The organism is Pseudarthrobacter woesei (genome assembly GCF_055412745.1).
This window is the reverse complement of record NZ_JBVAYU010000002.1, coordinates 273,252-294,831: the sequence shown is the minus strand read 5'-3', so window position 1 is coordinate 294,831 and position 21,580 is coordinate 273,252. Positions and strand designations below refer to the sequence as shown.

Genomic DNA, 21,580 nt, shown 5'->3' with positions numbered 1-21,580 from the left:
GGTCAGCGCGGGTGGCGGGCTCCGAGACGCTGCACGGCCAGCGCCAGCCAGAGCTGCACCCGGTCCGCGGTCTGGGCAGGGTCGTAACCGGTGAGTTCGGTGATCTGCGCCAGCCGGTAACGGACGGTGTTCCGGTGCAGCGTGAGCTCCTCGGCGACGGAGGCCACCGAGCCGTTGTTGTTCAGGTAGCTCTCCAGCGTCGTCATCAGCCCGGCCCCGTGGGTGGCGTCAAAGCTGCGCAGCGGATCGAGGGATTCATTCGCCATGTCCGCGAGCGGCACGTCCTCGCTGGCCAGCAGCAGCGAGGTCAGGCTCAGCCGCTCGGGTTCGTTGACGGGCAGGCCGTGGCTGGCCGCATCACGGGCCTCGAAATAGCTCCAGCGCAGCCCGTTCGGTTTCGTATACGCGCCGCCGATCCCGATCGTGGCGTGGATCCCGGCCTCGGCCAGGTGGTCGCTGAGGCTCCGGGCCAGCGCACTGGCGCCCCTGCCGTCGTCGTGGACCACCGCGATCAGGTCATTTCCGACGACGGCGCTCACTGCCGTCGTCAGCGGCAGCGGCAGCGAGGAACTCCCCAGCTGCTTGTGGTGGGCGGCGGACTCGGCCAGCAGGACAACGTTCTTTCGGGTGCTGTTGATGCCGATGCCGGCGAGCCTGCGCGTGGCTTCGCTGGGCTCGAGCGTCCCGTGGATCACGTCCCCGAGGACCTGCCCGGCCAGGGCGCGCTGGGACTGGCGCTGCTTGACCATGTTGTTGAGCTCGACGCTGATCAGGTTCTGCGCGTAGCCGACGATGCCGGAGTCCTCGAAGGGCAGCTTCACCCACAGCGTGCACGCATCCCGGCGCCCGGTCGGGATGGGGTAGGACGTCCAGCCCTCGGCACGGGGCGGCGGATTCCCGGCCACGCTGTTGTAGAGCTGGGCGGTGAACTGGGTCAGCGCGATCTCGGTGCGCAGCATGGAGCCGAGGTGCTTCAGGAGCTCCGCGAGGCCGCCGCCGGTGAGCAGGGCGCGGGCAAGGATCTGGTGCCCGGCGATCAGCCGTTCAAGTTTGGCGAAGTGGTCCGTTGCCTGGGCATCGGCCACGAGCTTGCCGATCGCGATGAACGGGGTCTCATAGGGCACCTCCACAATGGGCAGGCCCCAGCGGTTGGCCTCGGCAATCAGGGCCGGCGGCACGGCGTCGTGCGTCAAACCGATCCCGAAGCCGATCCCCACCGCGCCGGCACGCTGGACCTGGCGGACGAAGCGGCGCTGCTCCGGGGCGCTCCTGAGCCTCATCCCGGTGGTGAGGACCAGCTCACCGCCGTTGAGGAAGCGCTGCGGGTCTTCCTGCTCGCTGACGGCAACCCAAAGAATGTCCTGGTGCCATGTGGTCTCCGCGAGGCCGGCCTTGGTCAGTTTGAGTGACGGCACCCCAAGCAGGGCGGCTAGTGAAATGGCCATGGATTCAGGATAGCGGTGGCTTGGTCAACCGCACTAAAGTATGGCGGCAAGGGTGTGCAGGTGACTATTCCCTGCCTTGCCTCCCTGGCATAGGCTCGGAGCAGTCTCATTGGGTCCATCAGCGTGAAAGAGGTTGTACACCGTGGTTCAAACCTTGCAGAACTTCATCAACGGCGAGTTCGTCACTCCGGCCGGAACCGGGATGCTGGACATCGTCAATCCCGCCACCGGCGACGTGGTGGCGACGTCACCGGTTTCGGTGCAGGCCGACGTCGACGCCGCCATGACGGCCGCCCAGAACGCCTTCAAGACCTGGAAGCACACGACGCCGGGGCAGCGCCAGCTTATGCTGCTCAAGCTCGCCGACGCCGTGGAGGCGAACAGCGACGAACTCGTCGAGGCCCAGCACCGCAACACCGGCCAGGTCCGCTCCCTGATCGCCTCCGAGGAAGTCGCCGCCGGCGCGGACCAGCTCCGCTTCTTCGCCGGGGCCGCCCGCATCATGGAGGGCAAGTCCGCCGGAGAGTACTTCGAAGGGCACACCTCCTACGTCCGCCGCGAACCGATCGGCGTCGTGGCCCAGGTTGCGCCGTGGAACTACCCGTTCCTGATGGCCATCTGGAAGATCGGCCCGGCACTGGCCGCCGGCAACACCATCGTGCTCAAACCCTCCGACACCACCCCGGAATCCACCCTGGTCCTGGCCCGCCTCGCCGGTGACATCTTCCCGGCCGGCGTCCTCAACGTGGTCCTCGGCACCGGCGAGACCGGCGCCATGATGGTGGCGCACAAGGTCCCCGGCCTCGTATCCATCACCGGCTCCGTCCGCGCCGGCATCGCCGTCGCCTCCGGGGCAGCGAAGGGGCTCAAGCGCGCCCACCTGGAACTCGGCGGCAAGGCTCCGGCCATCGTCTTCAAGGACGCCGACATCAAGAAGAGCGCCGCGGCAATCGCCGAGTTCGCCTTCTTCAACGCAGGCCAGGACTGCACCGCCATCACCCGCGTCCTGGTCCAGGACGAGGTGCACGACGACGTTGTGGCGGCAATGGTGGAACACACCAAGACCCTGCACACCGGTTCGCAGAACGACGAGGACAACTACTTCGGCCCGCTGAACAACGTCAACCACTTCAACGCGGTGACCTCGGTGGTGGAGCACCTGCCGGCGAACTGCAGGATCGAGACCGGCGGCCACCGTGCCGGGGACAAGGGCTTCTTCTTCGAGCCCACCATCATCACCGGCGCCAAGCAGACGGATGACATCGTCCAGAAGGAAACATTCGGCCCGGTCATCACGGTGCAGAAGTTCAGCACCGAGGACGAGGCCGTTGAGCTGGCCAACGACGTCGACTACGCCCTCGCCTCCAGCGTCTGGACCACCGACCACGGCACGGCCATGCGGGTCAGCCGCGACCTTGATTTCGGTGCCGTCTGGATCAACACGCACATCCTGCTCACCGCCGAAATGCCGCACGGCGGCTTCAAACAGTCCGGCTACGGCAAGGATCTCTCCATGTACGGCGTCGAGGACTACACCCGCATCAAGCACGTCATGTCTGCGTTGGACGCGTAGCACAGTCGCACAACCCGCACGCATATCCCGCACGCTGAGAAAGGCTTCCCCATGACCACCACCGCCAACGACATCACCTACCGTCTTGAGCAGAAGCGCCGCGTCCAGGCCGACTTCCCGGGCCCCAAGTCCCTGGCCCTGACCGCCCGCCGTAAGGCCGTCGTCGCAGCCGGCGTCGCCTCAAGCGTCCCCGTCTTTGTCGCCGACGCCGACGGCGGCATCATTCACGACGTCGACGGCAACTCGTTCATCGACCTCGGCTCCGGCATCGCCGTGACGAGTGTCGGCGCCTCGGACCCCGCCGTCGTCGGGGCCGTCAAGGAAGCAGTGGAGCACTTCACCCACACCTGTTTTATGGTCACCCCCTACGAGGGCTACGTCGCCGTCGCCGAGCAGCTGAACCGTCTCACCCCGGGTGACCACGAGAAGCGCACCGTGCTCTTCAACTCCGGAGCGGAGGCCGTGGAAAACGCCGTGAAGGTGGCGCGCCTGGCCACCGGCCGGGACGCCGTCGTCGCCTTCGACCACGCCTACCACGGCCGCACCAACCTGACCATGGCACTGACCGCCAAGGCCATGCCGTACAAGACCAACTTCGGACCGTTCGCGCCCGAGGTCTACCGCATGCCGATGAGCTACCCCTTCCGCGAGGAAAACCCGCAGATCACCGGTGCCGAGGCCGCCAGGCGCGCTATCACCATGATCGAAAAGCAGATCGGCGGCGAGTCTGTTGCCGCGATCATCATCGAGCCCATCCAGGGCGAGGGCGGCTTCATCGTCCCCGCCGACGGTTTCCTGCCCGCACTGGCCGCCTGGGCCAAGGAGAAGGGCATCGTCTTCATCGCCGATGAGGTCCAGTCCGGCTTCTGCCGCACCGGGGAATGGTTCGCCGTGAACCACGAAGGCGTCATCCCGGACATCATCACCATGGCCAAGGGCATCGCCGGCGGCATGCCGCTCTCCGCCATCACCGGCCGCGCCGAACTGCTCGACGCCGTCCACCCGGGCGGCCTGGGCGGCACCTACGGCGGCAACCCGGTGGCATGCGCCGCCGCACTGGCCTCCATTGGCTCGATGGAACAGTACAACCTCAACGCCCGCGCCCGGCACATCGAGGAGATCGCCCTCGGCAAGCTGCGCGAGCTCGCAGCAGAGCTTTCCGAGCGTTCCGTGATCGGCGAAGTCCGCGGCCGCGGAGCCATGCTGGCGATCGAACTGGTCCACGCCGGCTCGAAGGAACCGAACCCGGAGCTGACCAAGACGGTGGCCGCAGCCTGCCTCAAGGAGGGTGTCATCATCCTCACCTGCGGAACCTATGGCAACGTCATCCGGCTGCTGCCGCCGCTGGTGATCAGCGACGAACTGCTGCTGGACGGCCTCGCGGTCCTGGCCTCGGCAGTCAAGGCCAACGCCTGACGGTCCAACGCTAAACGGGCCAACGGAGCCATACGAGGAGCCGCGGACGATTTTTCGTCCGCGGCTCTTCCCTTTGCCGGGCGCTTTGGACCGGGCACGCTACTTCCAGGAAGCCGCGTCGAGCTGGATCGCGACGACGTAAAGGTGCTGGCCCTTGTCGATCTTCTCGACCTCGTAGACCCGGATCTTGGTCTCCGGCACCGGACTGAGGATCCTGCCGACGCCTATCCCGTAGCTGAGCAGGCCTTCGAAGTCGCCGGCCGGGGCGTAGCTGGTGAGGGCCGGGTAGCCGATGGCCAGTGCCGGCGCCCTTTCTATCGTGCTGGCCGTGCCGTCGGCCGTGTGGGCCTGCGCGCCCCGGAAGACGACTTTGAGAATGGCCCCGGCACCAGGCAACAGAACCGGAAGTCCGCTGCCGTCCGCAAGCAGTTCCGGGACGTATTCGATGTCGTAGCCGGGGAAGCCGCCGGTGAACCGGAAACTCAGCTGGTCATACGGCGGCGTCTCGGACGGGTGCCGGCCCGAGCCGATGGCGGACAGGGCGGGCAGGGGAGCGGCCGGTGGCGGCGCAACCGGTACGGGGTTCCCGTGCGCCATCTTGAACGCCCTTCCCGGGCCTGGCCACGCCCAGTCAAGGGTGACCTTGGCCGAAATCACCTTGTCGCCGGTCTGCGGCGGCCCCGTTTCGTCGGTATCGCCCGGCACGCCGGCAGTTGCCGAAGGGCCCGCCGCCGTGGACTGCGCGGGGGACGACGTGCCCTGGCTGGTTCCGCCGGGCTGCGGGGCGGCGGGCGTACAGGCTGTGAGGACCAGCAGGAGCGTCAGCAGGCCCAAGCCGGTATTCCTCGCGCCAAGTTCCTTGGTCCTGATTGCTCTCATGATGGGTTCCCCTCGACTCTCCCAGCCTAGGAACGGATGATTGCCCTGCTCAGGGCCGAAAGTCACCAAACTGTCGCGAGCCATTCCGGCCGCCGCTGGGCTAGAGTCGTTCCTACCACTGCAGGAACGCAGACCGGCCGATGTCGCCCGGAACCCCCGGAGCACAGCTGGCTTCTGCCCCAGACCCATAAGGGGTTCATACATGCGATACGTAGTTGGCTACACACCCAACGAGCGCGGTGCCGACGCCGTTGCGCTGGCCTCCGCCATGGCCCGCGCCCAGGACGCGCACCTAGACCTGGTCTACGTGGTGGACCGGCGTACCCCCTATGTCGCCATGAACCCGGACGGCAGCCGAGTCAGCGCCGCGGAGCAGGAAGTGCTTAGCGCCGAACGGGCGGGCCTGGCCCTCGTCCCGAAGGGCCTCGAGGCGCGGTTCCATGTCCGCCAGGCGGACTCGCACGCGGCCGGTCTCATTGATGCCGCCGTGGAATACAAGGCCGGCCTGATCGTCGTGGGTGCCGCCAGCGCCGGACTGTTCAAGCGGTACACCATTGGCAGCGCGGCCAACGCCCTGCTCCATGCCTCGCCCGTTCCGGTGGCGCTGGCTCCCCGCGGCTACCGCCGTACCGAGCCGATCACGCGGCTCACCCTCGCGGTGGGCCAGCGCACCGGCGCGGAGGCGGCGATCGACGTCGCGATTGAATCCGCCGAACGCCGCGGTGTCCCGCTGCGGCTTGTCTCCCTGGTGGAACTCGACGCCGAGGGGGACAGCGGCGAGAACATCAACGCGGCGCATGTCCACGCCAACACCGTCCTCACGGCGGCCGCCCACCGGCTCCCGGCCGGGCACCAGGCCAGCGTTGAAGTGGCCCACGGGCGCACCATTGAGGAGGCGATCGACGACCTCGAATGGGACGAGGGCGAGATCATGATCGTGGGTTCCTCGCGGCTCGCGGAAAAGAACAAACTGTTCATCGGCGGCACAGCCCACAAGGTGCTCCTGGCCCTGCCGGTACCCATGGTGGTGGTCCCGCGCGACTACGAGCGGATCAACACCAGCCCCGAGGACTGACGACCCGTACCGGTCCCGCCCCTGCCGCGCTGGGGCGGGACCGGCGAGGCGACGCTAGTGTTGCCGGCGGCCCATGACCGCCCAGTACGCCGGAATCCGGATGCCGGGGCCGCCCGTGTACATGGGAACGGTTTCCAGGGTCGTGGACCCTTCGGCAACCACTAGCCATTCTTGGGCGGGGAACACCACCCTCCGCTGCGGGGCGCCGAAATGTCCAGGCTTCGGGAGGGCCGAGATGGCCTGCCGCAGAGGACCTGGGATGCTCCGTCCGGTGGCTCCCAGCCCCCGCAGATAACGCAGGGCCCCGCCGGGGACATTTGACTCGACAAGGTAAACGCGGCCGCGGACTCCAAGGAGCGGTGCTATTGCCTTGGCCAGGGACGCTTGACGCCGACGGCTCAGGACGTGGAACACGCCGCGGATAAAGACGTTCGACTCTCCCAGCTCCCGGGAGAGGGCAGCGACAGCCTCCGGACGCGTGGCATCGAGAACCACAAATCTCAGGCCCGGTACGCCCTCGCAGGCCGAGCGGGCTGCCGCCACGGCCCCGCGCGACACATCAGCCCCCACCACCGCGGGAAAGACCCCGGCAAGCCGCCGGGACACGGCACCGCTGCCGCAGCCGATGTCCACGACCGTGAGGCCGGTATCCAGGATGTTGGCTGCCCGCTCCAGGTGCCGGTCTATCTCGTCTCCCTGAGGAGCCTCCCAGATGACGGGTTCCCCCAGCGAGCCCGCGGAGATGCCGCGCCAGAATTCGTCCCACCGGACGTCGGGGTGCCGGGGGAGCCGGAGGGACAGCGCCGCCACCCGAACCACGAGGCGGGCGCTGTCGGCGGACTTCACGAAGGCGTCTGCCACGCCGCGTGCCCTCATGTGCCCTCCGGGACGGAACCGGCCGAGCCGGCGGCAAGAGACGCGGTTCCGTCCAGCTTGCCGCCAGCGGCCAGAATCGCTGTCATCTCCGGAACCGTCACGGGCCTGCTGAAAAAATAGCCCTGCCCAAATTCACAATTCAGGTCTGTCAATCTTTCGGCCTGCGCCTGGTGCTCGATTCCCTCCGCGACGGCACCCAGGCCTGCCGAGTGGATCAATTGCAGGATGGCAGCCACAAAATGCTCCTGCCGGTTGTCCGTCACCAGACCATCAATAAGCGACTTATCGATTTTTGCGTTACGTGCCGGGAGGGTGCGCAAATAGCTGATGGACGAATATCCGGTGCCGAAATCGTCAATCTCAATCGGGATTCCGAGCTCGGTGAGCGCCTTCATGGTGTCGGAAACCTCCGGTCCGCTCCTCATGATCGCCGTCTCGGTTATTTCTATCGCGACCTGCCCAGGCGCTACCCGGTGCTCTTCGAGCAGCCCTTTGACATACCGGGCCAGATCGGTGTGCTGGAGTTCCACTGCCGAAAGGTTGATGTGGACGCGGAAGTCCGGGGGAAGTCCCGGCGAATTCCGCCAGCGGCCGGTCTGTTCGATGGCGTTGTTCAGAACCCACCGGCCAATCTCGACCGTAAGTCCGCCTTCGTCCGCGGCATCGAGGAATTTATCCGGTGCCAGTAAGCCCTGTCTCGGATGATGCCAGCGAATGAGGGCCTCAGCCCCGGCGGCCAGTCCCGTGCCCAGGTCGACGATGGGCTGGTAGTGGAGTTCGAACTGCCCTGCGGCGAGCGCAGCCCTGAGCTCGGAAACCAGGTGGACCCGTTCTTTGGCGGTCTCATGCATGGCCTGTGAGAAAACCAGCATGTTGTCCTTGCCCAGTTTCTTGGCCTCGTGCAAAGCAATGTTGGCGTCGCGGATGAGCTCTTCGCCGCGGAGCCCGGGCTCGCCGAGCCGCACTCCGGTTCCGGCTGTTACGCTGACCCCGATCCCGCCAGCGGGAATCCTGCCGCTGATCGCCGTCAGCAACCGGGTAGCAAGCCGCAAGACATACTCAGGTTCACAGTCCGTCACGAGCACCGCGAACTCGTCCCCGCTGAGCCGGGCCACCAGGTGCGGTTCGCCGACCGCCGCCCGCAGCCGCCGTGCGACTTCGACGAGCACGGCGTCGCCTGCCGAAGTCCCCAGGCTGTCATTGATCAATCTGAAGGAATCCAGGTCCAAAAGGATGAGCGCCGGTTGGACTCTGCAACCCTCGGCTGCCAGGACTGCGTCCGAGACCATCTCCCGCAGCAGGGAGCGGCTTGCCAGGTCCGTCAGTTCGTCGGTGTTGATGGCCCGGCGCAGTTCGGTCTTCGCACTTTCCAGCAGCGCCGTGCGTTCGGCCACGCGGACTTCCAGGCTGTCGTACATGCTTTGAAGTTCTTCGGCCAGCAAATTGATTCCGGTGGTAACAGCGTCAATGCCGTCCCGCGCCGGGGAGATGTCCAGGCGGTTGGAGAGGTCTCCGGAGGAGAGGACAACTATGCCGGCGACAAGTTGCTCAAGGCGCCAGTCATTGTCAGTCCCCGGCATGAGCCTGGGACATCAACCAGCTGACAGCCAGGTCGTGGCTGGTGAAGAACTTCGTCGGAACCGGGGCAGCATGGACGCCCAGGAAGAAATTGGCGAGGACACGGTCCACGGGGGAGGCGCCGAGCAGCGCGATGGCCGAAGCGTCGCAACGCTTGGAAAAGACCGCCCGGGCCGGCCTGCTCACCGACTCGGTCGTGGCCATGTCGATCAGGAGCGGTGCCTGCTTTCCCCGGCACATCTCGTTGACCCGGTCCATGGCCAGCTGTGCGCCGTGCGCGTCGATAACGACCCCCCTGACCCACACCAGCCGAAGAATCCCGTTGCTTTCGAAGCCAAGGGACGCAATACCCGACCCGCCGGGGGTTTCAAGGTCCAGATCAGGCACCGGCATTCCTCAACTTCCGACTCACATCGTCCAATGCCACGACACTAACGCACGGGGTGGCTTTTCGTGACCAACGGTCCAGGGGCTCGTGTTCCGAGACGGATCCGCCGGCAACTGAGTCAGGCGGCCGCGCGGGCCAGTTTCCGTGTCAGGGAATTCTTCCGCGCGGTCAGCAGCATGTCCACCGTCAGCACCAGCAGCGCGAGCCACACGACGCCAAAGCCGATCCAGCGGTCCGTCGTCATGGTCTCCTTGAACACGGCCAGTGCCACGATGAACTGCAGCACCGGGGCAAAATACTGGAGCAGGCCGATCGTGGTCATCGGCAGGCGTCGGGCGGAGGCGCCGAAGAACAGCAGCGGCACGGCGGTGATGATCCCCGACGCCGCCAGCAGCCAGAAGTGCGTGGGGCCGTTCGTGCCCAGCGTCGCCGACCCGCTGACCGCGAGGAAGAGCATCGTGGTGGCGGCCAGCGGCGCAAGCACGATGGTCTCCACCGTGAGGCTAGTGACGGCGTCGGCCCGCGGCCCCACGCGCTTCTTGACGAAGCCGTACAGGCCGAAGCTCAGCGCCAGCGTCAGGGCGATCCACGGCAGCTTCCCGTAGGAGGCCGTCAGCACGCCCACGGCAATGAACCCGATGCCGACGGCGGCCCACTGCAGCGGCCGCAGTTTCTCTTTCAGGACGACGACGCCCAGCAGCACGGAGACGAGCGGGTTGATGAAGTAGCCCAGCGAGGCTTCCACTGCCTGCCCGGTGGTCACACCATACGTGTAGGTCAGCCAGTTGACCGCGATGAGGCCTGCGGCCATGGAGAGCGGGACGATCACCGTCCGGTTTCGGAACGCCGCCCCGAGGACCCGCCAGGAGCGCGTGATCGTGATGAGCAGTACGCAGAAGAGCAGGGACCAGACCACGCGGTTCGCCACGATTTCGACGGCGCCGGCCGGTGCCAGCACGAAGAAGTACAGCGGAAGCAGCCCCCACAGCCCGTAGGCGCCGATGCCGAGCAGGATCCCCGCCGTCGTGTCCTTGTCCACTGCCTTGAGCGCCGACGCCGGCGGCCGGGTCGACGGGCCTCCGGCGGGCGTCGCAACACCGGTGGCGGTCAGCGTGGCTGGGGCGAGGGATCCGTCGGGAGTAGGCACAAGATCCATAACACCACCCCGGACGGCCCTATTCCTGCGTTGTGCCGCCATCGTGGGCAGCGCCGCTGTGCAGATCACTGCGATCTCGGTCACGGCAGAGCCACAAGGTTCCCGCGGACATTTAGAATAGGGGACTGTGCGCTGTGTCAACGGGCGCAGCCGCCAAGACTCAGAAGGGCTCCCGGTGTCCAACTCGGCCGAAACCACGTCCAAACGTCCGCTCCGCGTCGCCATCGTCGGCGCCGGGCCGGCCGGCGTCTACGCCGCGGACATCCTGACCAAATCCAACGAGGTCAAGGGCGGCGACTTCGAGGTCAGCATTGACCTCTTCGAGGCGTACCCGGCACCCTACGGGCTGATCCGCTACGGTGTGGCGCCGGACCACCCACGGATCAAAGGGATCGTGAACGCCCTGCACAAAGTCCTGGACCGCGGGGACATCCGGTTCCTCGGCAACGTCACCTACGGCCGGGACCTGACCCTGCATGACTTCCGCGCGTTCTACGACGCCGTGATCTTCTCCACCGGGGCCATCAATGACGCGGAACTGGGCATCCCCGGCGTCGGGCTCGAGGGCTCCTTCGGCGGGGCGGACTTCGTCTCCTGGTACGACGGGCACCCCGATGTTCCCCGCGACTGGCCGCTGGACGCCAAGGAAATCGCGGTGATCGGCAACGGCAACGTGGCCCTGGACGTGGCCCGCATGCTGGTCAAACACGCTGACGAACTGCTCGTCACGGAAATCCCGGACAACGTCTACCGGGCTCTGAAGAACTCCCCGGTCACCGACGTGCACGTGTTCGGCCGCCGCGGCCCGGCCCAGGTGAAGTTCACCCCGCTGGAGCTGCGCGAACTTAGCCATGCCAAGGACGTCGACATCGTCCTGTATCCGGAGGACTTCGAATTCGACAAGGCCTCGGATGAGGCGATCCGCAGCAACAACCAGATCCGGACCATGGTCAACACCCTGACGAACTGGCTCGTCGAGGAGCACACCGAGGCCGAGGAGCCGTCCTCCCGCCGGCTGCACCTGCACTTCCTGCACAGCCCCGTCGAGATCTACGATGACGCCGCCAGCCCCGGCAAGGTCGCCGGTATCAAGTTCGAGCGCATGCAGCTGGACGGCACCGGCCGAGTCTTGGGCACGGGGGACTTCGTCGACTACCCGGTCCGGGCCGTCTACCGCGCCATCGGCTACCACGGCTCGCCGCTGGACGAACTGGAATTCGATGCCCGCCGCGGCGTCATCCCCAACGAGGGCGGCCGCGTGCTCGACGCCGAGGGCAAACCCGTCCCGGGTATCTACACCACAGGCTGGATCAAGCGCGGGCCGGTGGGCCTGATCGGCCACACGAAGGGCGACGCACTGGAGACCATCGGGTTCCTGCTCGAGGACCGGCTGACCCTCCCGCCGGCGCAGAACCCGGACCCGCACGCCATCATAGAACTCCTCGAAGAGCGCGGGATCGAATACACCACGTGGGAAGGCTGGAACAAGCTCGACGCGCATGAACTGGCACTCGGCGCGGAGTGGTCCGCTTCCTCAACCGCCGCCGGCGCTGGCGTCGTCCGGGAACGCGTCAAGGTGGTGCCCCGCGAGGACATGGTGAAAATCTCCCGCGGCTAGTTCTTCGGCCCGTCCGCGGCGCAAATTTTCTCGCGACGCGCAAAAACGCTGGCGCCCAGGGTATTCCGGCGTCGACAGCGCTTTGGCGCAGCGTGGAGCCGATTGCGCAGCGTGGAACCGACGGCGCGGAGTGGTCCGCTTCCTCAACCGCCGCCGGCGTCGTCCGGGAGCGCGTCAAGGTGGTGCCCCGCGAGGACATGGTGAAAATCTCCCGCGGCTAGTTCTTCGGCCCGTCCGCGGCGCAAATTTTCTCGCGACGCGCAAGAACGCTGGCGCCCAGGGTATTCCGGCGTCGACAGCGCTTTGGCGCAGCGTGGAGCCGATTGCGCAGCGCGGGGGGAGCGTCGCCGAGCCGGCGGGGCCCTGAGGTTCGGCCGCCGCCGGCGCGAGCTCTGGCGGGCACCCGGCCCGCCCACTAGACTTGGCTGGACGTGGCTGCCTCCGGCACGCCGTCGCGCCCGTCCGGTGGGAGTTCAATGAGGAATGTGGTCCATCCGGCAGCTCTGTTCGCGCCCGATGGCGCGGTCACCGCGGAGCTGCGCCAGCAGTATGCCAGCGCCGGCCATGAGCAGCTGGACTCCCGGGGACTCGTGTTCCCGGCCGACTTGCAGCTGCCCGGCCTCAGCAACCTGATCCAGGAATCGTGGCGGCGCTCGGCGCAGCTGCAAGCCAACCCGGACAATCCCGAGGCCCCGCTGGCCATGGATAGCGAGGAGCTTGAAGAGTACCGGCGGCAGCATCCGCTGGCCGCCATTATGCCGGTGATCCACAAGCTCCTGGTCCTGCCGAGCCACGACAGCGGAATGCTGGTGGCCGTGGGCGATGAGGTGGGGCGGCTGCTCTGGGTCGAAGGCGACGCCGCGATGAGGAGCAAGGCCGAGGGCATGATGTTCGTCCCGGGGGCCGACTGGTCCGAGGCCACCGTGGGCACGAGCGCCCCGGGCACCGCCCTGGCCCTTGGCCGCGGCATCCAGATCTCCGGTGCCGAACACTACAAGCGCTCCGTCCATCCGTGGAGCTGCACGGCCGTGCCCTTCCACGACCCGGATTCCGGCGCCTTGCTTGGCGTCGTGGACATCACGGGCACGGAATCGGCGGTGGCCCCGCACACCCTGTCCCTTGTCGAGGCCACTGTGGCGGCAGCCCAGGCGCACCTTCGGGTGGAACGACTCCAGCTGGCTGCCACCCGGCAGGCTTCGCCCGCCCGACGACGAAGCCCGGCCGCCGCTTCGGCCGGCCGCGCCGGCGCCAGCCTGTACCGCAATAGCCTCCAGCTTCTCGGCCGGGATCAGGCCCTGCTCAGCATCGACGGCCGGACCGTGGCGCTGTCAGCCCGGCACAGCGAAATCCTGGCCCTTCTCAGCGCGCACCCGGAAGGGCTCAACGCCGAGGAACTCTGCACCCTGCTGTACCCCGGCGACGCTTCCACCATGACGCTGCGGGCCGAGATGGTCCGCCTGCGCAGGGTCCTCCAGCAGCTCAACGCGGACGCGGTCCCGGAATCCCGCCCCTACCGGCTGCCGCTGGATCTGCTCCCGGATTCCGGCCAGGTCCTGAACTGCCTGCAGCGCGGCGCCCACCGGATCGCCCTGGAGATCTACCGGGGTGCCGTCCTGCCTCGCTCGGAGTCTCCCGGCATCGCCGAGCTGCGGAACCGGGTCTCCTCCCTGCTGCGCGAAGCCGTGCTGACGGACGGAAGTGCCGAGTCGCTCCTGAGGTACGCCGAACTGCCGGAGGCGAGGGACGACGTCGAGGTCCGCGTCGCGGCGCTGAAGCTGCTGCCGCCCCGCTCACCCAAGCGGGCCGCCGTCGTCGCCGATCTGGAACGGCTCGAGACGGAACTCAGCGCCTGACCGCCATAGCCCGCTGGAGTGACCCGGATCACTCCGGTTGCAACCTGACTGCAACCTCCCGGCTCCTAGGCTGAACGCAACGGTGGCGCCGACATCTGGCCGCCATCAATCTTGCACAGCAAAGGAGCTAGCAATGACTGTTTACGCACAGCCCGGTACCGAGGGCTCGAAGGTCACCTTCAAGGACCGCTACGAGAACTGGATCGGCGGCGAGTGGGTTGCCCCGGTCAAGGGCCAGTACTTCGAGAACATCACCCCCGTCACCGGGAAGGCCTTCTGCGAGGTCGCCCGCGGCACCGCCGAGGACATTGAGCTGGCGCTGGACGCGGCCCACAAGATTGCCCCCTCCTGGGGCAAGACGTCGGTCGCCGAGCGCGCCGCCATCCTGAACAAGATTGCAGACCGCATCGACGAGAACCTCGAGATGCTTGCCGTCGCCGAGTCGTGGGACAACGGCAAGCCGATCCGCGAAACGCTCAACGCGGACATCCCGCTCGCCGCGGACCACTTCCGCTACTTCGCGTCCGCCGTCCGCGCCCAGGAAGGACGGCTGTCCCAGCTCGACGACGACACCACCGCCTACCACTACCACGAGCCGCTCGGCGTCGTCGGCCAGATCATCCCCTGGAACTTCCCGATCCTGATGGCCGTCTGGAAGCTCGCCCCGGCACTCGCCGCCGGCAACGCCGTCGTCCTGAAGCCGGCCGAGCAGACACCGTCCTCGATCCTGGTCCTGATGGAACTCATCGGCGATTTGCTGCCGGCCGGCGTCCTCAACGTGGTCAACGGCTTCGGCGTGGAGGCCGGCAAGCCGCTGGCATCCAGCCCCCGCATCCGCAAGATCGCTTTCACCGGCGAAACCTCCACGGGACGGCTGATCAGCCAGTACGCCAGCCAGAACCTGATCCCGGTCACGCTGGAACTGGGCGGCAAGAGCCCCAACATCTTCTTCAACGACGTTGCCGACACCAACGACGCGTTCTACGACAAGGCACAGGAAGGCTTCACGCTTTTTGCCTTCAACCAGGGCGAAGTCTGCACCTGCCCCTCCCGCGCCTTGATCCAGGAAGATATTTACGATTCCTTCATGGCCGACGCCGTGGCCCGGGTGGAGAAGATCATCCAGGGCAACCCGCTGGACACGGAGACCCAGCTGGGCGCCCAGGCCTCCAACGACCAGCTGGAAAAGATCCTCTCCTACATCGACATCGGAAAGCAGGAGGGCGCCAAGGTGCTCACCGGCGGAGCCCGGGCCGAACTGCCCGGAGACCTGGCCGGCGGCTACTACGTCCAGCCGACCATCTTCGAGGGCCACAACAAGATGCGGATCTTCCAGGAGGAAATCTTCGGCCCGGTGGTGTCCGTGACCCGCTTCAGCGACTACAACGACGCCATGGGAATCGCCAACGACACCCTTTACGGCCTCGGCGCCGGCGTCTGGTCCCGCAACGGCAACGTCGCCTACCGCGCCGGCCGCGAGATCCAGGCCGGCCGCGTGTGGGTGAACAACTACCACGCCTACCCGGCAGGCGCTGCCTTCGGCGGCTACAAGTCCTCCGGCATCGGCCGTGAGAACCACTCGATGATGCTGGACCACTACCAGCAGACCAAGAACCTCCTGGTCAGCTACAACGAAAACAAGCTCGGCTTTTTCTAAGCCGTACTGAACCCGGGCGGGGCGGATCACGATTGATCCGCCCCGCCCGCACCACTTGTGCACCTATGCGGAAGGACGCCGGCCCAGTGCACAACCCCTAGCTCCACCCACGCTTTGATGACGCAAGGATTTCGCTATGACGACGACAACGACGACGACGACAATGCAAGCCGCAGTAGTAACCGAATTCGGCAAGGACCTGCAGATCCAGACCCTCCCCGTTCCAGTGCCGGGACGGGGCCAGGCACTCGTCAAGGTACTGACCACCGGTGTCTGCCACACGGACCTCCACGCGGCGGAGGGCGATTGGCCGGTGAAGCCGACCCCGCCGTTTATCCCCGGCCACGAAGGAGTGGGCGAGGTGGTTGCCCTCGGCGAGGGCGTCACTGACCTTGCCGTCGGAGACCTCGTCGGCAACGCGTGGCTCTGGTCCGCCTGCGGCGATTGCCAGTACTGCCGCACGGGCTGGGAAACCCTGTGCGAGGCGCAGCAGAACGCCGGTTACAGCGTTGACGGCTCCTTCGGCGAGTACATGCTGGTGGACACGCGCTTCGCGGCCAGGATCCCGGCCGGCTCGGACCCCGTGGAGGTGGCCCCGGTGCTCTGCGCCGGAGTGACCGTCTACAAGGGACTCAAGATGACCGAGGCCCGGCCCGGCCAGTGGGTCACCATCTCGGGCATCGGCGGGCTCGGCCACATCGCCGTCCAGTACGCGGTGGCCATGGGTCTCCGTGTTGCTGCGGTGGACATTGCCGATGACAAGCTCGCCCTGGCTAAAAAGCACGGAGCGGAACTGACTGTCAACGCACTGCACGAGGATCCCGCCGAAGTCATCCAGCGCGAAACCGGAGGTTGCCATGGAGTACTGGTCACGGCTGTGCACCCGTCAGCATTCGGCCAGGCGATCGGGATGGCCCGCCGCGGCGGAACGATTGTGTTCAACGGCCTGCCGCCGGGCGACTTCCCGGCGCCGATCTTTGAGATTGTGCTCAAGGGCCTGACAGTCCGCGGCTCCATTGTGGGAACCCGGCAGGACCTGGAGGAAGCCCTGGAATTCTATGCCGAGGGAAAAATCCACCCGACGGTCTCCACCCGGGAACTTTCCGAAGTGAATGCTGTTCTTGACGAGATGAAGCACGCCAAGATCGATGGCCGCGTGGTCATCAAGTACTGATGAAGAAAGGACTCTGATGCCAGCGACAAAACTCGACGCCGCCGTGACCCTTCCCGGGGAGGACTTCTCCCGGGTGGCGCTCACCACCGAGGCGGTGGAACTGCTGCGCAAAATGTGGATCCAGCACGGACCGCTGATGTTCCACCAGTCCGGCGGCTGCTGCGACGGGTCCTCGCCCATGTGCTACCCCGCAGGGGAGTTCATCACCGGGGACTCGGACGTGCAGCTGGGGCTGTTCGACATTTCCGACGGGCTCCAGCCGCAGCCGATTGAGTTCTGGATGTCGAAGGAGCAGTTCAACTACTGGAGCCACACGCACTTGACCGTGGATGTGGTTCCGGGCAGGGGGAGCGGGTTTTCGGTGGAGGCGCCTGAGGGTAAACGGTTCCTGATCCGGTCCAGGCTGATGGATTGGCCGGTCTGAATCCGTCCGGATCCGGTCCGATCGAAGCGCACCAGGCCGAAGCGGGCTGTGCAGGAAGACCTGCATAGCCCGCTTCGGCGTCTCACTATGTGGGACAAATCTGGCTGTCCAGTGGATGGACACTAATATGGATAGGTCTGTTTCCAACAAGCTAAAAAGATTGTGGACTTTCCTATGAACCTATTCCGGACCAAATCAATCGAGCAGTCGATGTCCGACGCCGATGAACCCGGACGCCAGCTGAAGCGCTCGCTCAGCTCCTGGGACCTGATGATCATGGGTGTCGCCGTTGCCGTCGGCGCCGGTATCTTCTCGGTCGGGGCCAAGGCTGCCGCGAATTTCTCCGGACCGGCCGTGACTGTCTCCTTCGCTATTGCGGCGGTCACCTGCGCGCTCGCCATCATGTGCTACGCCGAGTTCGCTACTGCCATCCCGGTAGCCGGCTCCGCCTATGTCTTTACGTATGCCACGATGGGTGAACTGCTGGCCTGGATCATCGGCTGGAACCTGATCCTCGAACTCTTCACCGCCGGCGCCGTGATCGCCAAGTACTGGGGCATCTATCTCAGCAAGGTGTTCGCGCTGATGGGTGTGGATATTCCGCCCTCCATCAAGCTCGGAAGCGTGGACCTGTACTGGGGCGCCTTCCTGGTTGTGGCAGTCTTCACCGTGCTGCTGGTGCTCGGAACCAAGCTCTCCGCGCGGGTCGGCAATATCTTCACGCTGATCAAGATCGCCGTTGTGCTCTTCGTGATCGTGGTGGGCTTCAGCTACGTCAAGTTCGAGAACTACGCCCCGTTCGTGCCCGCCTCCGTGCCGACCGGCGGCACCGGAGCCTCGGACGTCCTCAAACAGTCGTTCTTTGGCTTCCTGACCGGCGCGGCTCCCGCGCAGTACGGCACGCTGGGCATATTCGCCGGCGCGGCCCTGGTGTTCTTCGCGTTCATCGGCTTCGATGTTGTGGCGACTTCCGCCGAAGAGGTCAAGGACCCGCAGAAGACCCTGCCCCGAGGCATCTTTGGCGGCCTCGCCGTCGTCACGGTGCTCTACATCCTGGTCTCCCTTGCCCTGACCGGCATGGTGTCCTACACCGAACTGGCCGCGGCCGAGAATCCGACCCTCACCACGGCATTTGAGGCCGTGGGCAACACCGACGCCGCCAAAATCATCGCCTTCGGCTCCCTCGTTGGCTTGACCACGGTGATCATGGTGCTGCTGATGGGACTCTCCCGCGTGGTCCTGGCAATGAGCCGCGATGGCCTGTTGCCGCGTTCGCTGTCCAAGACCAGCACCATCCGTGCGACGCCGGTCCGCCTCCAGGTGATCTGCGGCGCCGCGGTTGCCGTGGTCGCCGGCCTGACCAATGTGGACCTGCTGGAGGAGATGATCAACATCGGCACGCTGTCCGCGTTCGTAACGGTCAGCATCGGTGTGATCGTGCTGCGGAAGAAGCGCCCGGACCTCAAGCCGGCGTTCCGGGTGCCGTTCGGCAAGGTGCTGCCCATTGTTTCGGCGGTCCTCTGCCTGTACCTGATGACCAACCTCGCCGTCGAGACCTGGATCTTCTTCGCCGTGTGGCTCGTGATCGGCATCGTCATCTACTTCTCCTACGGCCAGCGTCACTCCCGGCTCAACGAGAAGTTCGCAGAGGCCAAAGCCTCGGTTGATGGCCCCGCCGGCAAAAGCGCTGCCACGGCCGGGTCCAACGCCGAGGCCGTGGCCGGGGCCCAAGAGACCGAGGACACCCTCACCCGCTCCTGACCGGGGAATGGTCGGTCCCTGACCAGCGAAAGAATTGGAGTCGCCGGAGACGCGCGATTTCGCCGGAAACTTCCTGCGAAATCGCGCGTCTCCGGCGACTCCGGCGTTTGCCGCCCAGCGCAACCTACACCCGGCCAGGCTCGAGTTTGAGGCGACCGCGCAGGACGTGGTGGCGGCGTCACCCAGGGGCGCAACGCAGGATCATTTCCGGATGCTCCATGAAAGGGCCCGGGACTGGCTGGAGATCCAAGGTATCCACTCGGAGTTTGCGGAGACCGACGCGCGGCTCTTCACCGCCGCGTTCTGTGGGCTGCAATTCGACTTCGTCGTGAACAACCAGCCGCAGGAAGCCAGCCAGGCCTTTGACCTGATGCTGCTGGCCTTCTTCAGCAACCTCGACCGGCGCCTCGGCACCGAGGGCCTGCGCGTCTGACCGGCTCACGCCGGCGCGTACCGGCCGATCCATTCCACGAGGGGCCGCAGCTGCTCCCAGCGCCGGGCCACCTCCCCGGCTGCTTCCGGGGTGGAGAGCCAGCCAGGCCGGCCCACGTGCATTCCGGCGGCGAGCGACTTGTGCTTCAACAGCTCCGCGCGGGGATGGTCCTTGTCGAATCCCCGGGGGACAGCCTTGAGTCTCTCGCCCTCCACAGCGAAGCCCAGCGCCTCAACGTCCTGCACGATCGCCTGCAGGACTTCGCCGCTGGACGGGGCATCGACGGCGCTGCGGAAGCGTGCCAGCTGTGCCGGTGTGTGGGTGTGGTGGCCGCCGCCGAGGAGCAGGCCGTCGGCGCCGAGCTGGACGTAGAAGCCGGTATCCTCGGCAACGGACGCGAAGGCGCCTTGCGCGGTCTTGTAGGGAGATTTATCCAGGGAAAACCGGATATCCCGGTTGGGGCGAAAAATTTTGGCCTCGCCGAACTGCGGTGCCAGCTCGGCAAGCAGTAAGGTCAGCGGCACTTTCACGGCGGCGTCGTAGATTTCCTTGTGTTCCAGCCACCAGGCGCGGTTGTTGTTGTGTTCAAGATCGGAATAGAACCGGAAGGCCGCATCAGGAATCCCTGCAAATTGGGTCATGAATGAATCCTAGGGACACGGCTGTTTCCTGACGAGAGCTCTGGGGCGTATGTGGAAAAACAAACAAAACACCCCGCCACGGACAATCCGTGGCGGGGTGTTTTGTTGTCCGTTGGACGGCAGCTATCAGATCTTGTTGGCCGCCTCGGCGTCCGAGACCGTCACGGAACCCAGGTTGGCGCGCAGCTTGGCGCCGAGTTCGGCGTCGACGTTGGTCCAGTACTGGATGGCGCGTTCCTTGATTTCGGCGTTTTTTACGCCGCCCACGGCACCGCTGATGGTGTCGAGGAAGCGGGCCTTGGCTGCGTCGTCGAACACGTCGCGGTACAGCGTGCCGGCCTGGCCGAAGTCGCTGTCCTCGGAGTGCAGGGTCGCCGCGGTGCGGACCAGGGCGCCGTCGAACTCCCAGGAGCCCTCGCCGGCGCGCGCCGCGTCCGCCACCGGACCGCCGAAGGAGTTCGGGGCGTAGACCGGAGCCGATGCCGGCTTGTAGCCGTGGCGCAGGGAGCCGTCCTGGGAGTAGTTGTTCACCGGGGAGATCGGGCGGTTAACCGGCAACTCGTTGAAGTTGGTGCCGACGCGGTAGCGGTGTGCATCCGGGTAGGAGAACACACGTGCCATCAGCATCTTGTCCGGGGAGATGTCGTGGCCCGGAACGACGTTCGCCGGCGACAGGGCGATCTGCTCGATCTCGGCGAAGAAGTTCTCCGGGTTGCGGTTCAGCTCAAAGCGGCCCACCTCGACCAGCGGGTAGTCCGCGTGCGGCCACACCTTGGTCAGGTCGAACGGGTTGAAGCGGTACGTCTTGGCGTCCTCATACGGCATAACCTGCACGTGCAGGTTCCAGCTGGGGAAGTTGCCCTCGCCGATGGCCTCGTACAGGTCGCGGCGGTAGTAGTCGGCGTCGGCGCCGGCAAGCTGCTCGGCCTGTTCGTTGGTGATGTTGTGCTCGCCCTGGTTGGAGCGGAAGTGGTACTTGACCCAGAAGCGCTCGCCCTCGGCGTTCGTCCACAGGTACGTGTGCGAGGAGAAGCCGTGCATCTCGCGCCAGGAGCGGGGCAGGCCGCGGTCACCCATGAGGTAGGTGACCTGGTGGGCCGACTCCGGCGAGAGCGTCCAGAAGTCCCACTGCATGTCCGCGTCGCGCAGGCCGGAGCCCGGGAGGCGCTTCTGGGAGTGGATGAAGTCCGGGAACTTGATGCCGTCCTTGATGAAGAACACCGGGGTGTTGTTGCCCACGATGTCCAGGTTGCCCTCAGGAGTGTAGAAGCGGGTCGCGAAACCGCGCACGTCGCGCCAGGTGTCGGGGGAGCCCTGCTCGCCGGCCACGGAGGAGAAGCGGATGGCGGTGCCAACCTGGGCGCCGGGCTGGAATGCCGCCGCGCGCGTGTACCGGGATACGTCGCCGGTCACCGTGAAGGTGCCGAAGGCGCCGCCGCCCTTGGCGTGCACGATGCGCTCCGGGATCCGCTCGCGGTTGAACTGTGCCAGCTTCTCGACCAGGTAGCGGTCGTGGAGCGCGGTGGCGCCGTCGGCGCCGGTGGTCAGCGAGTGCTCGTCGGACGCGACAGGGGTGCCGGTCTGGCTTGTGGTCGCGGTATGCACGATGGGCGCAGAAAGGTTCGCAGTCATC

Annotated in this window: 19 protein-coding genes; 11 read left to right on the top strand and 8 right to left on the bottom strand. The window is 66.3% G+C overall.

What is annotated here, in order from left to right; translation table 11 throughout:
* Positions 1 to 2 precede the first annotated feature (2 nt).
* Complete coding sequence (locus ACZYZE_RS04495; protein WP_463906455.1) at positions 3 to 1,445, bottom strand: PucR family transcriptional regulator; 1,443 nt, start codon at positions 1,443 to 1,445, stop codon at positions 3 to 5.
* 142 nt (positions 1,446 to 1,587) lie between these two features.
* Between ACZYZE_RS04495 and ACZYZE_RS04490 the strand changes: the two genes are divergently transcribed.
* Together ACZYZE_RS04490 and gabT are read left to right on the top strand one after the other, a co-directional pair.
* Complete coding sequence (locus ACZYZE_RS04490) at positions 1,588 to 3,018, top strand: gamma-aminobutyraldehyde dehydrogenase (protein ID WP_459319675.1); 1,431 nt, start codon at positions 1,588 to 1,590, stop codon at positions 3,016 to 3,018.
* A gap of 51 nt (positions 3,019 to 3,069) precedes the next feature.
* Positions 3,070 to 4,434 (top strand): 4-aminobutyrate--2-oxoglutarate transaminase, encoded by a 1,365-nt coding sequence (gabT, locus tag ACZYZE_RS04485; protein WP_459319674.1) that lies wholly within the window; start codon positions 3,070 to 3,072, stop codon positions 4,432 to 4,434.
* Positions 4,435 to 4,533: 99 nt separating this feature from the next.
* Here gabT and ACZYZE_RS04480 read toward each other — a convergent pair whose 3' ends face one another.
* Positions 4,534 to 5,313, bottom strand: a complete 780-nt coding sequence (locus tag ACZYZE_RS04480) for an AMIN-like domain-containing (lipo)protein (RefSeq protein ID WP_459319673.1) — start codon at positions 5,311 to 5,313, stop codon at positions 4,534 to 4,536.
* A 202-nt stretch (positions 5,314 to 5,515) separates the two neighbouring features.
* Between ACZYZE_RS04480 and ACZYZE_RS04475 the strand changes: the two genes are divergently transcribed.
* Positions 5,516 to 6,388 (top strand): universal stress protein, encoded by an 873-nt coding sequence (locus ACZYZE_RS04475; protein ID WP_459319672.1) that lies wholly within the window; start codon positions 5,516 to 5,518, stop codon positions 6,386 to 6,388.
* A 54-nt stretch (positions 6,389 to 6,442) separates the two neighbouring features.
* Here the strand turns inward: ACZYZE_RS04475 and ACZYZE_RS04470 are convergent, their stop codons facing one another.
* The 4 genes from ACZYZE_RS04470 to rarD all read right to left on the bottom strand — a co-directional run bounded on the left by ACZYZE_RS04470 (position 6,443) and on the right by rarD (position 10,386).
* Positions 6,443 to 7,264, bottom strand: coding sequence for a methyltransferase domain-containing protein (locus ACZYZE_RS04470; RefSeq protein WP_459319671.1), 822 nt, complete (start codon positions 7,262 to 7,264; stop codon positions 6,443 to 6,445).
* A complete protein-coding gene (locus tag ACZYZE_RS04465) occupies positions 7,261 to 8,844 on the bottom strand; it encodes a putative bifunctional diguanylate cyclase/phosphodiesterase (protein WP_459319670.1) in 1,584 nt (527 codons plus the stop codon). Before ACZYZE_RS04465 ends, ACZYZE_RS04470 begins: the two co-directional genes overlap by 4 nt.
* Positions 8,831 to 9,235 (bottom strand): DUF7793 family protein, encoded by a 405-nt coding sequence (locus ACZYZE_RS04460; protein ID WP_459319669.1) that lies wholly within the window; start codon positions 9,233 to 9,235, stop codon positions 8,831 to 8,833. The genes ACZYZE_RS04465 and ACZYZE_RS04460 overlap by 14 nt, the downstream gene beginning before the upstream one ends.
* Positions 9,236 to 9,348: 113 nt before the next feature.
* Complete coding sequence (gene rarD / locus ACZYZE_RS04455; RefSeq protein ID WP_459319707.1) at positions 9,349 to 10,386, bottom strand: EamA family transporter RarD; 1,038 nt, start codon at positions 10,384 to 10,386, stop codon at positions 9,349 to 9,351.
* A gap of 175 nt (positions 10,387 to 10,561) precedes the next feature.
* On the opposite strand from rarD, the gene ACZYZE_RS04450 reads away from it, so the two are divergent.
* The 8 genes from ACZYZE_RS04450 to ACZYZE_RS04415 all read left to right on the top strand — a co-directional run bounded on the left by ACZYZE_RS04450 (position 10,562) and on the right by ACZYZE_RS04415 (position 19,306).
* The gene (locus ACZYZE_RS04450; protein ID WP_463906451.1) at positions 10,562 to 12,004 is read left to right on the top strand and encodes an FAD-dependent oxidoreductase; all 1,443 of its coding nucleotides are present in this window, start codon (positions 10,562 to 10,564) and stop codon (positions 12,002 to 12,004) included.
* Between the two features lie 92 nt (positions 12,005 to 12,096).
* On the top strand, positions 12,097 to 12,225 hold the full coding sequence (locus ACZYZE_RS04445) for a hypothetical protein (RefSeq protein ID WP_459319667.1): 129 nt from the start codon (positions 12,097 to 12,099) through the stop codon (positions 12,223 to 12,225).
* Positions 12,226 to 12,480: 255 nt separating this feature from the next.
* Positions 12,481 to 13,857, top strand: coding sequence for a GAF domain-containing protein (locus tag ACZYZE_RS04440; protein WP_459319666.1), 1,377 nt, complete (start codon positions 12,481 to 12,483; stop codon positions 13,855 to 13,857).
* Between the two features lie 133 nt (positions 13,858 to 13,990).
* Positions 13,991 to 15,514, top strand: coding sequence for an acetaldehyde dehydrogenase ExaC (gene exaC, locus ACZYZE_RS04435; protein ID WP_459319665.1), 1,524 nt, complete (start codon positions 13,991 to 13,993; stop codon positions 15,512 to 15,514).
* Positions 15,515 to 15,677: 163 nt separating this feature from the next.
* On the top strand, positions 15,678 to 16,688 hold the full coding sequence (gene adhP / locus ACZYZE_RS04430; protein ID WP_459318252.1) for an alcohol dehydrogenase AdhP: 1,011 nt from the start codon (positions 15,678 to 15,680) through the stop codon (positions 16,686 to 16,688).
* A 16-nt stretch (positions 16,689 to 16,704) separates the two neighbouring features.
* Positions 16,705 to 17,112, top strand: a complete 408-nt coding sequence (locus tag ACZYZE_RS04425; RefSeq protein ID WP_459318247.1) for a DUF779 domain-containing protein — start codon at positions 16,705 to 16,707, stop codon at positions 17,110 to 17,112.
* 174 nt (positions 17,113 to 17,286) lie between these two features.
* Complete coding sequence (locus tag ACZYZE_RS04420; protein WP_459318246.1) at positions 17,287 to 18,873, top strand: amino acid permease; 1,587 nt, start codon at positions 17,287 to 17,289, stop codon at positions 18,871 to 18,873.
* Positions 18,874 to 19,084: 211 nt separating this feature from the next.
* The gene (locus ACZYZE_RS04415; protein ID WP_459318245.1) at positions 19,085 to 19,306 is read left to right on the top strand and encodes a hypothetical protein; all 222 of its coding nucleotides are present in this window, start codon (positions 19,085 to 19,087) and stop codon (positions 19,304 to 19,306) included.
* A gap of 5 nt (positions 19,307 to 19,311) precedes the next feature.
* Here the strand turns inward: ACZYZE_RS04415 and ACZYZE_RS04410 are convergent, their stop codons facing one another.
* Positions 19,312 to 19,947 carry a DUF2461 domain-containing protein gene (locus ACZYZE_RS04410; RefSeq protein ID WP_459318244.1) on the bottom strand — a complete coding sequence of 212 codons (636 nt, stop codon included), beginning with the start codon at positions 19,945 to 19,947 and terminating at the stop codon, positions 19,312 to 19,314.
* Positions 19,948 to 20,073: 126 nt separating this feature from the next.
* Positions 20,074 to 21,579 (bottom strand): catalase, encoded by a 1,506-nt coding sequence (locus ACZYZE_RS04405; protein ID WP_459318243.1) that lies wholly within the window; start codon positions 21,577 to 21,579, stop codon positions 20,074 to 20,076.
* Position 21,580 lies beyond the last annotated feature (1 nt).

Excerpts from the sequence above, each read along its gene's own strand:
- ACZYZE_RS04495 (WP_463906455.1), bottom strand. The coding sequence starts at position 1,445 with ATGGCCATTTCACTAGCCGCCCTGCTTGGGGTGCCGTCACTCAAACTG.
- gabT (WP_459319674.1), top strand. The coding sequence starts at position 3,070 with ATGACCACCACCGCCAACGACATCACCTACCGTCTTGAGCAGAAGCGC.
- ACZYZE_RS04480 (WP_459319673.1), bottom strand. The coding sequence starts at position 5,313 with ATGAGAGCAATCAGGACCAAGGAACTTGGCGCGAGGAATACCGGCTTG.
- ACZYZE_RS04475 (WP_459319672.1), top strand. The coding sequence starts at position 5,516 with ATGCGATACGTAGTTGGCTACACACCCAACGAGCGCGGTGCCGACGCC.
- ACZYZE_RS04470 (WP_459319671.1), bottom strand. The coding sequence starts at position 7,264 with ATGAGGGCACGCGGCGTGGCAGACGCCTTCGTGAAGTCCGCCGACAGC.
- ACZYZE_RS04465 (WP_459319670.1), bottom strand. The coding sequence starts at position 8,844 with ATGCCGGGGACTGACAATGACTGGCGCCTTGAGCAACTTGTCGCCGGC.
- ACZYZE_RS04460 (WP_459319669.1), bottom strand. The coding sequence starts at position 9,235 with ATGCCGGTGCCTGATCTGGACCTTGAAACCCCCGGCGGGTCGGGTATT.
- rarD (WP_459319707.1), bottom strand. The coding sequence starts at position 10,386 with ATGGATCTTGTGCCTACTCCCGACGGATCCCTCGCCCCAGCCACGCTG.
- ACZYZE_RS04440 (WP_459319666.1), top strand. The coding sequence starts at position 12,481 with ATGAGGAATGTGGTCCATCCGGCAGCTCTGTTCGCGCCCGATGGCGCG.
- exaC (WP_459319665.1), top strand. The coding sequence starts at position 13,991 with ATGACTGTTTACGCACAGCCCGGTACCGAGGGCTCGAAGGTCACCTTC.
- adhP (WP_459318252.1), top strand. The coding sequence starts at position 15,678 with ATGCAAGCCGCAGTAGTAACCGAATTCGGCAAGGACCTGCAGATCCAG.
- ACZYZE_RS04425 (WP_459318247.1), top strand. The coding sequence starts at position 16,705 with ATGCCAGCGACAAAACTCGACGCCGCCGTGACCCTTCCCGGGGAGGAC.
- ACZYZE_RS04420 (WP_459318246.1), top strand. The coding sequence starts at position 17,287 with ATGAACCTATTCCGGACCAAATCAATCGAGCAGTCGATGTCCGACGCC.
- ACZYZE_RS04415 (WP_459318245.1), top strand. The coding sequence starts at position 19,085 with ATGCTCCATGAAAGGGCCCGGGACTGGCTGGAGATCCAAGGTATCCAC.
- ACZYZE_RS04410 (WP_459318244.1), bottom strand. The coding sequence starts at position 19,947 with ATGACCCAATTTGCAGGGATTCCTGATGCGGCCTTCCGGTTCTATTCC.
- ACZYZE_RS04405 (WP_459318243.1), bottom strand. The coding sequence starts at position 21,579 with ATGACTGCGAACCTTTCTGCGCCCATCGTGCATACCGCGACCACAAGC.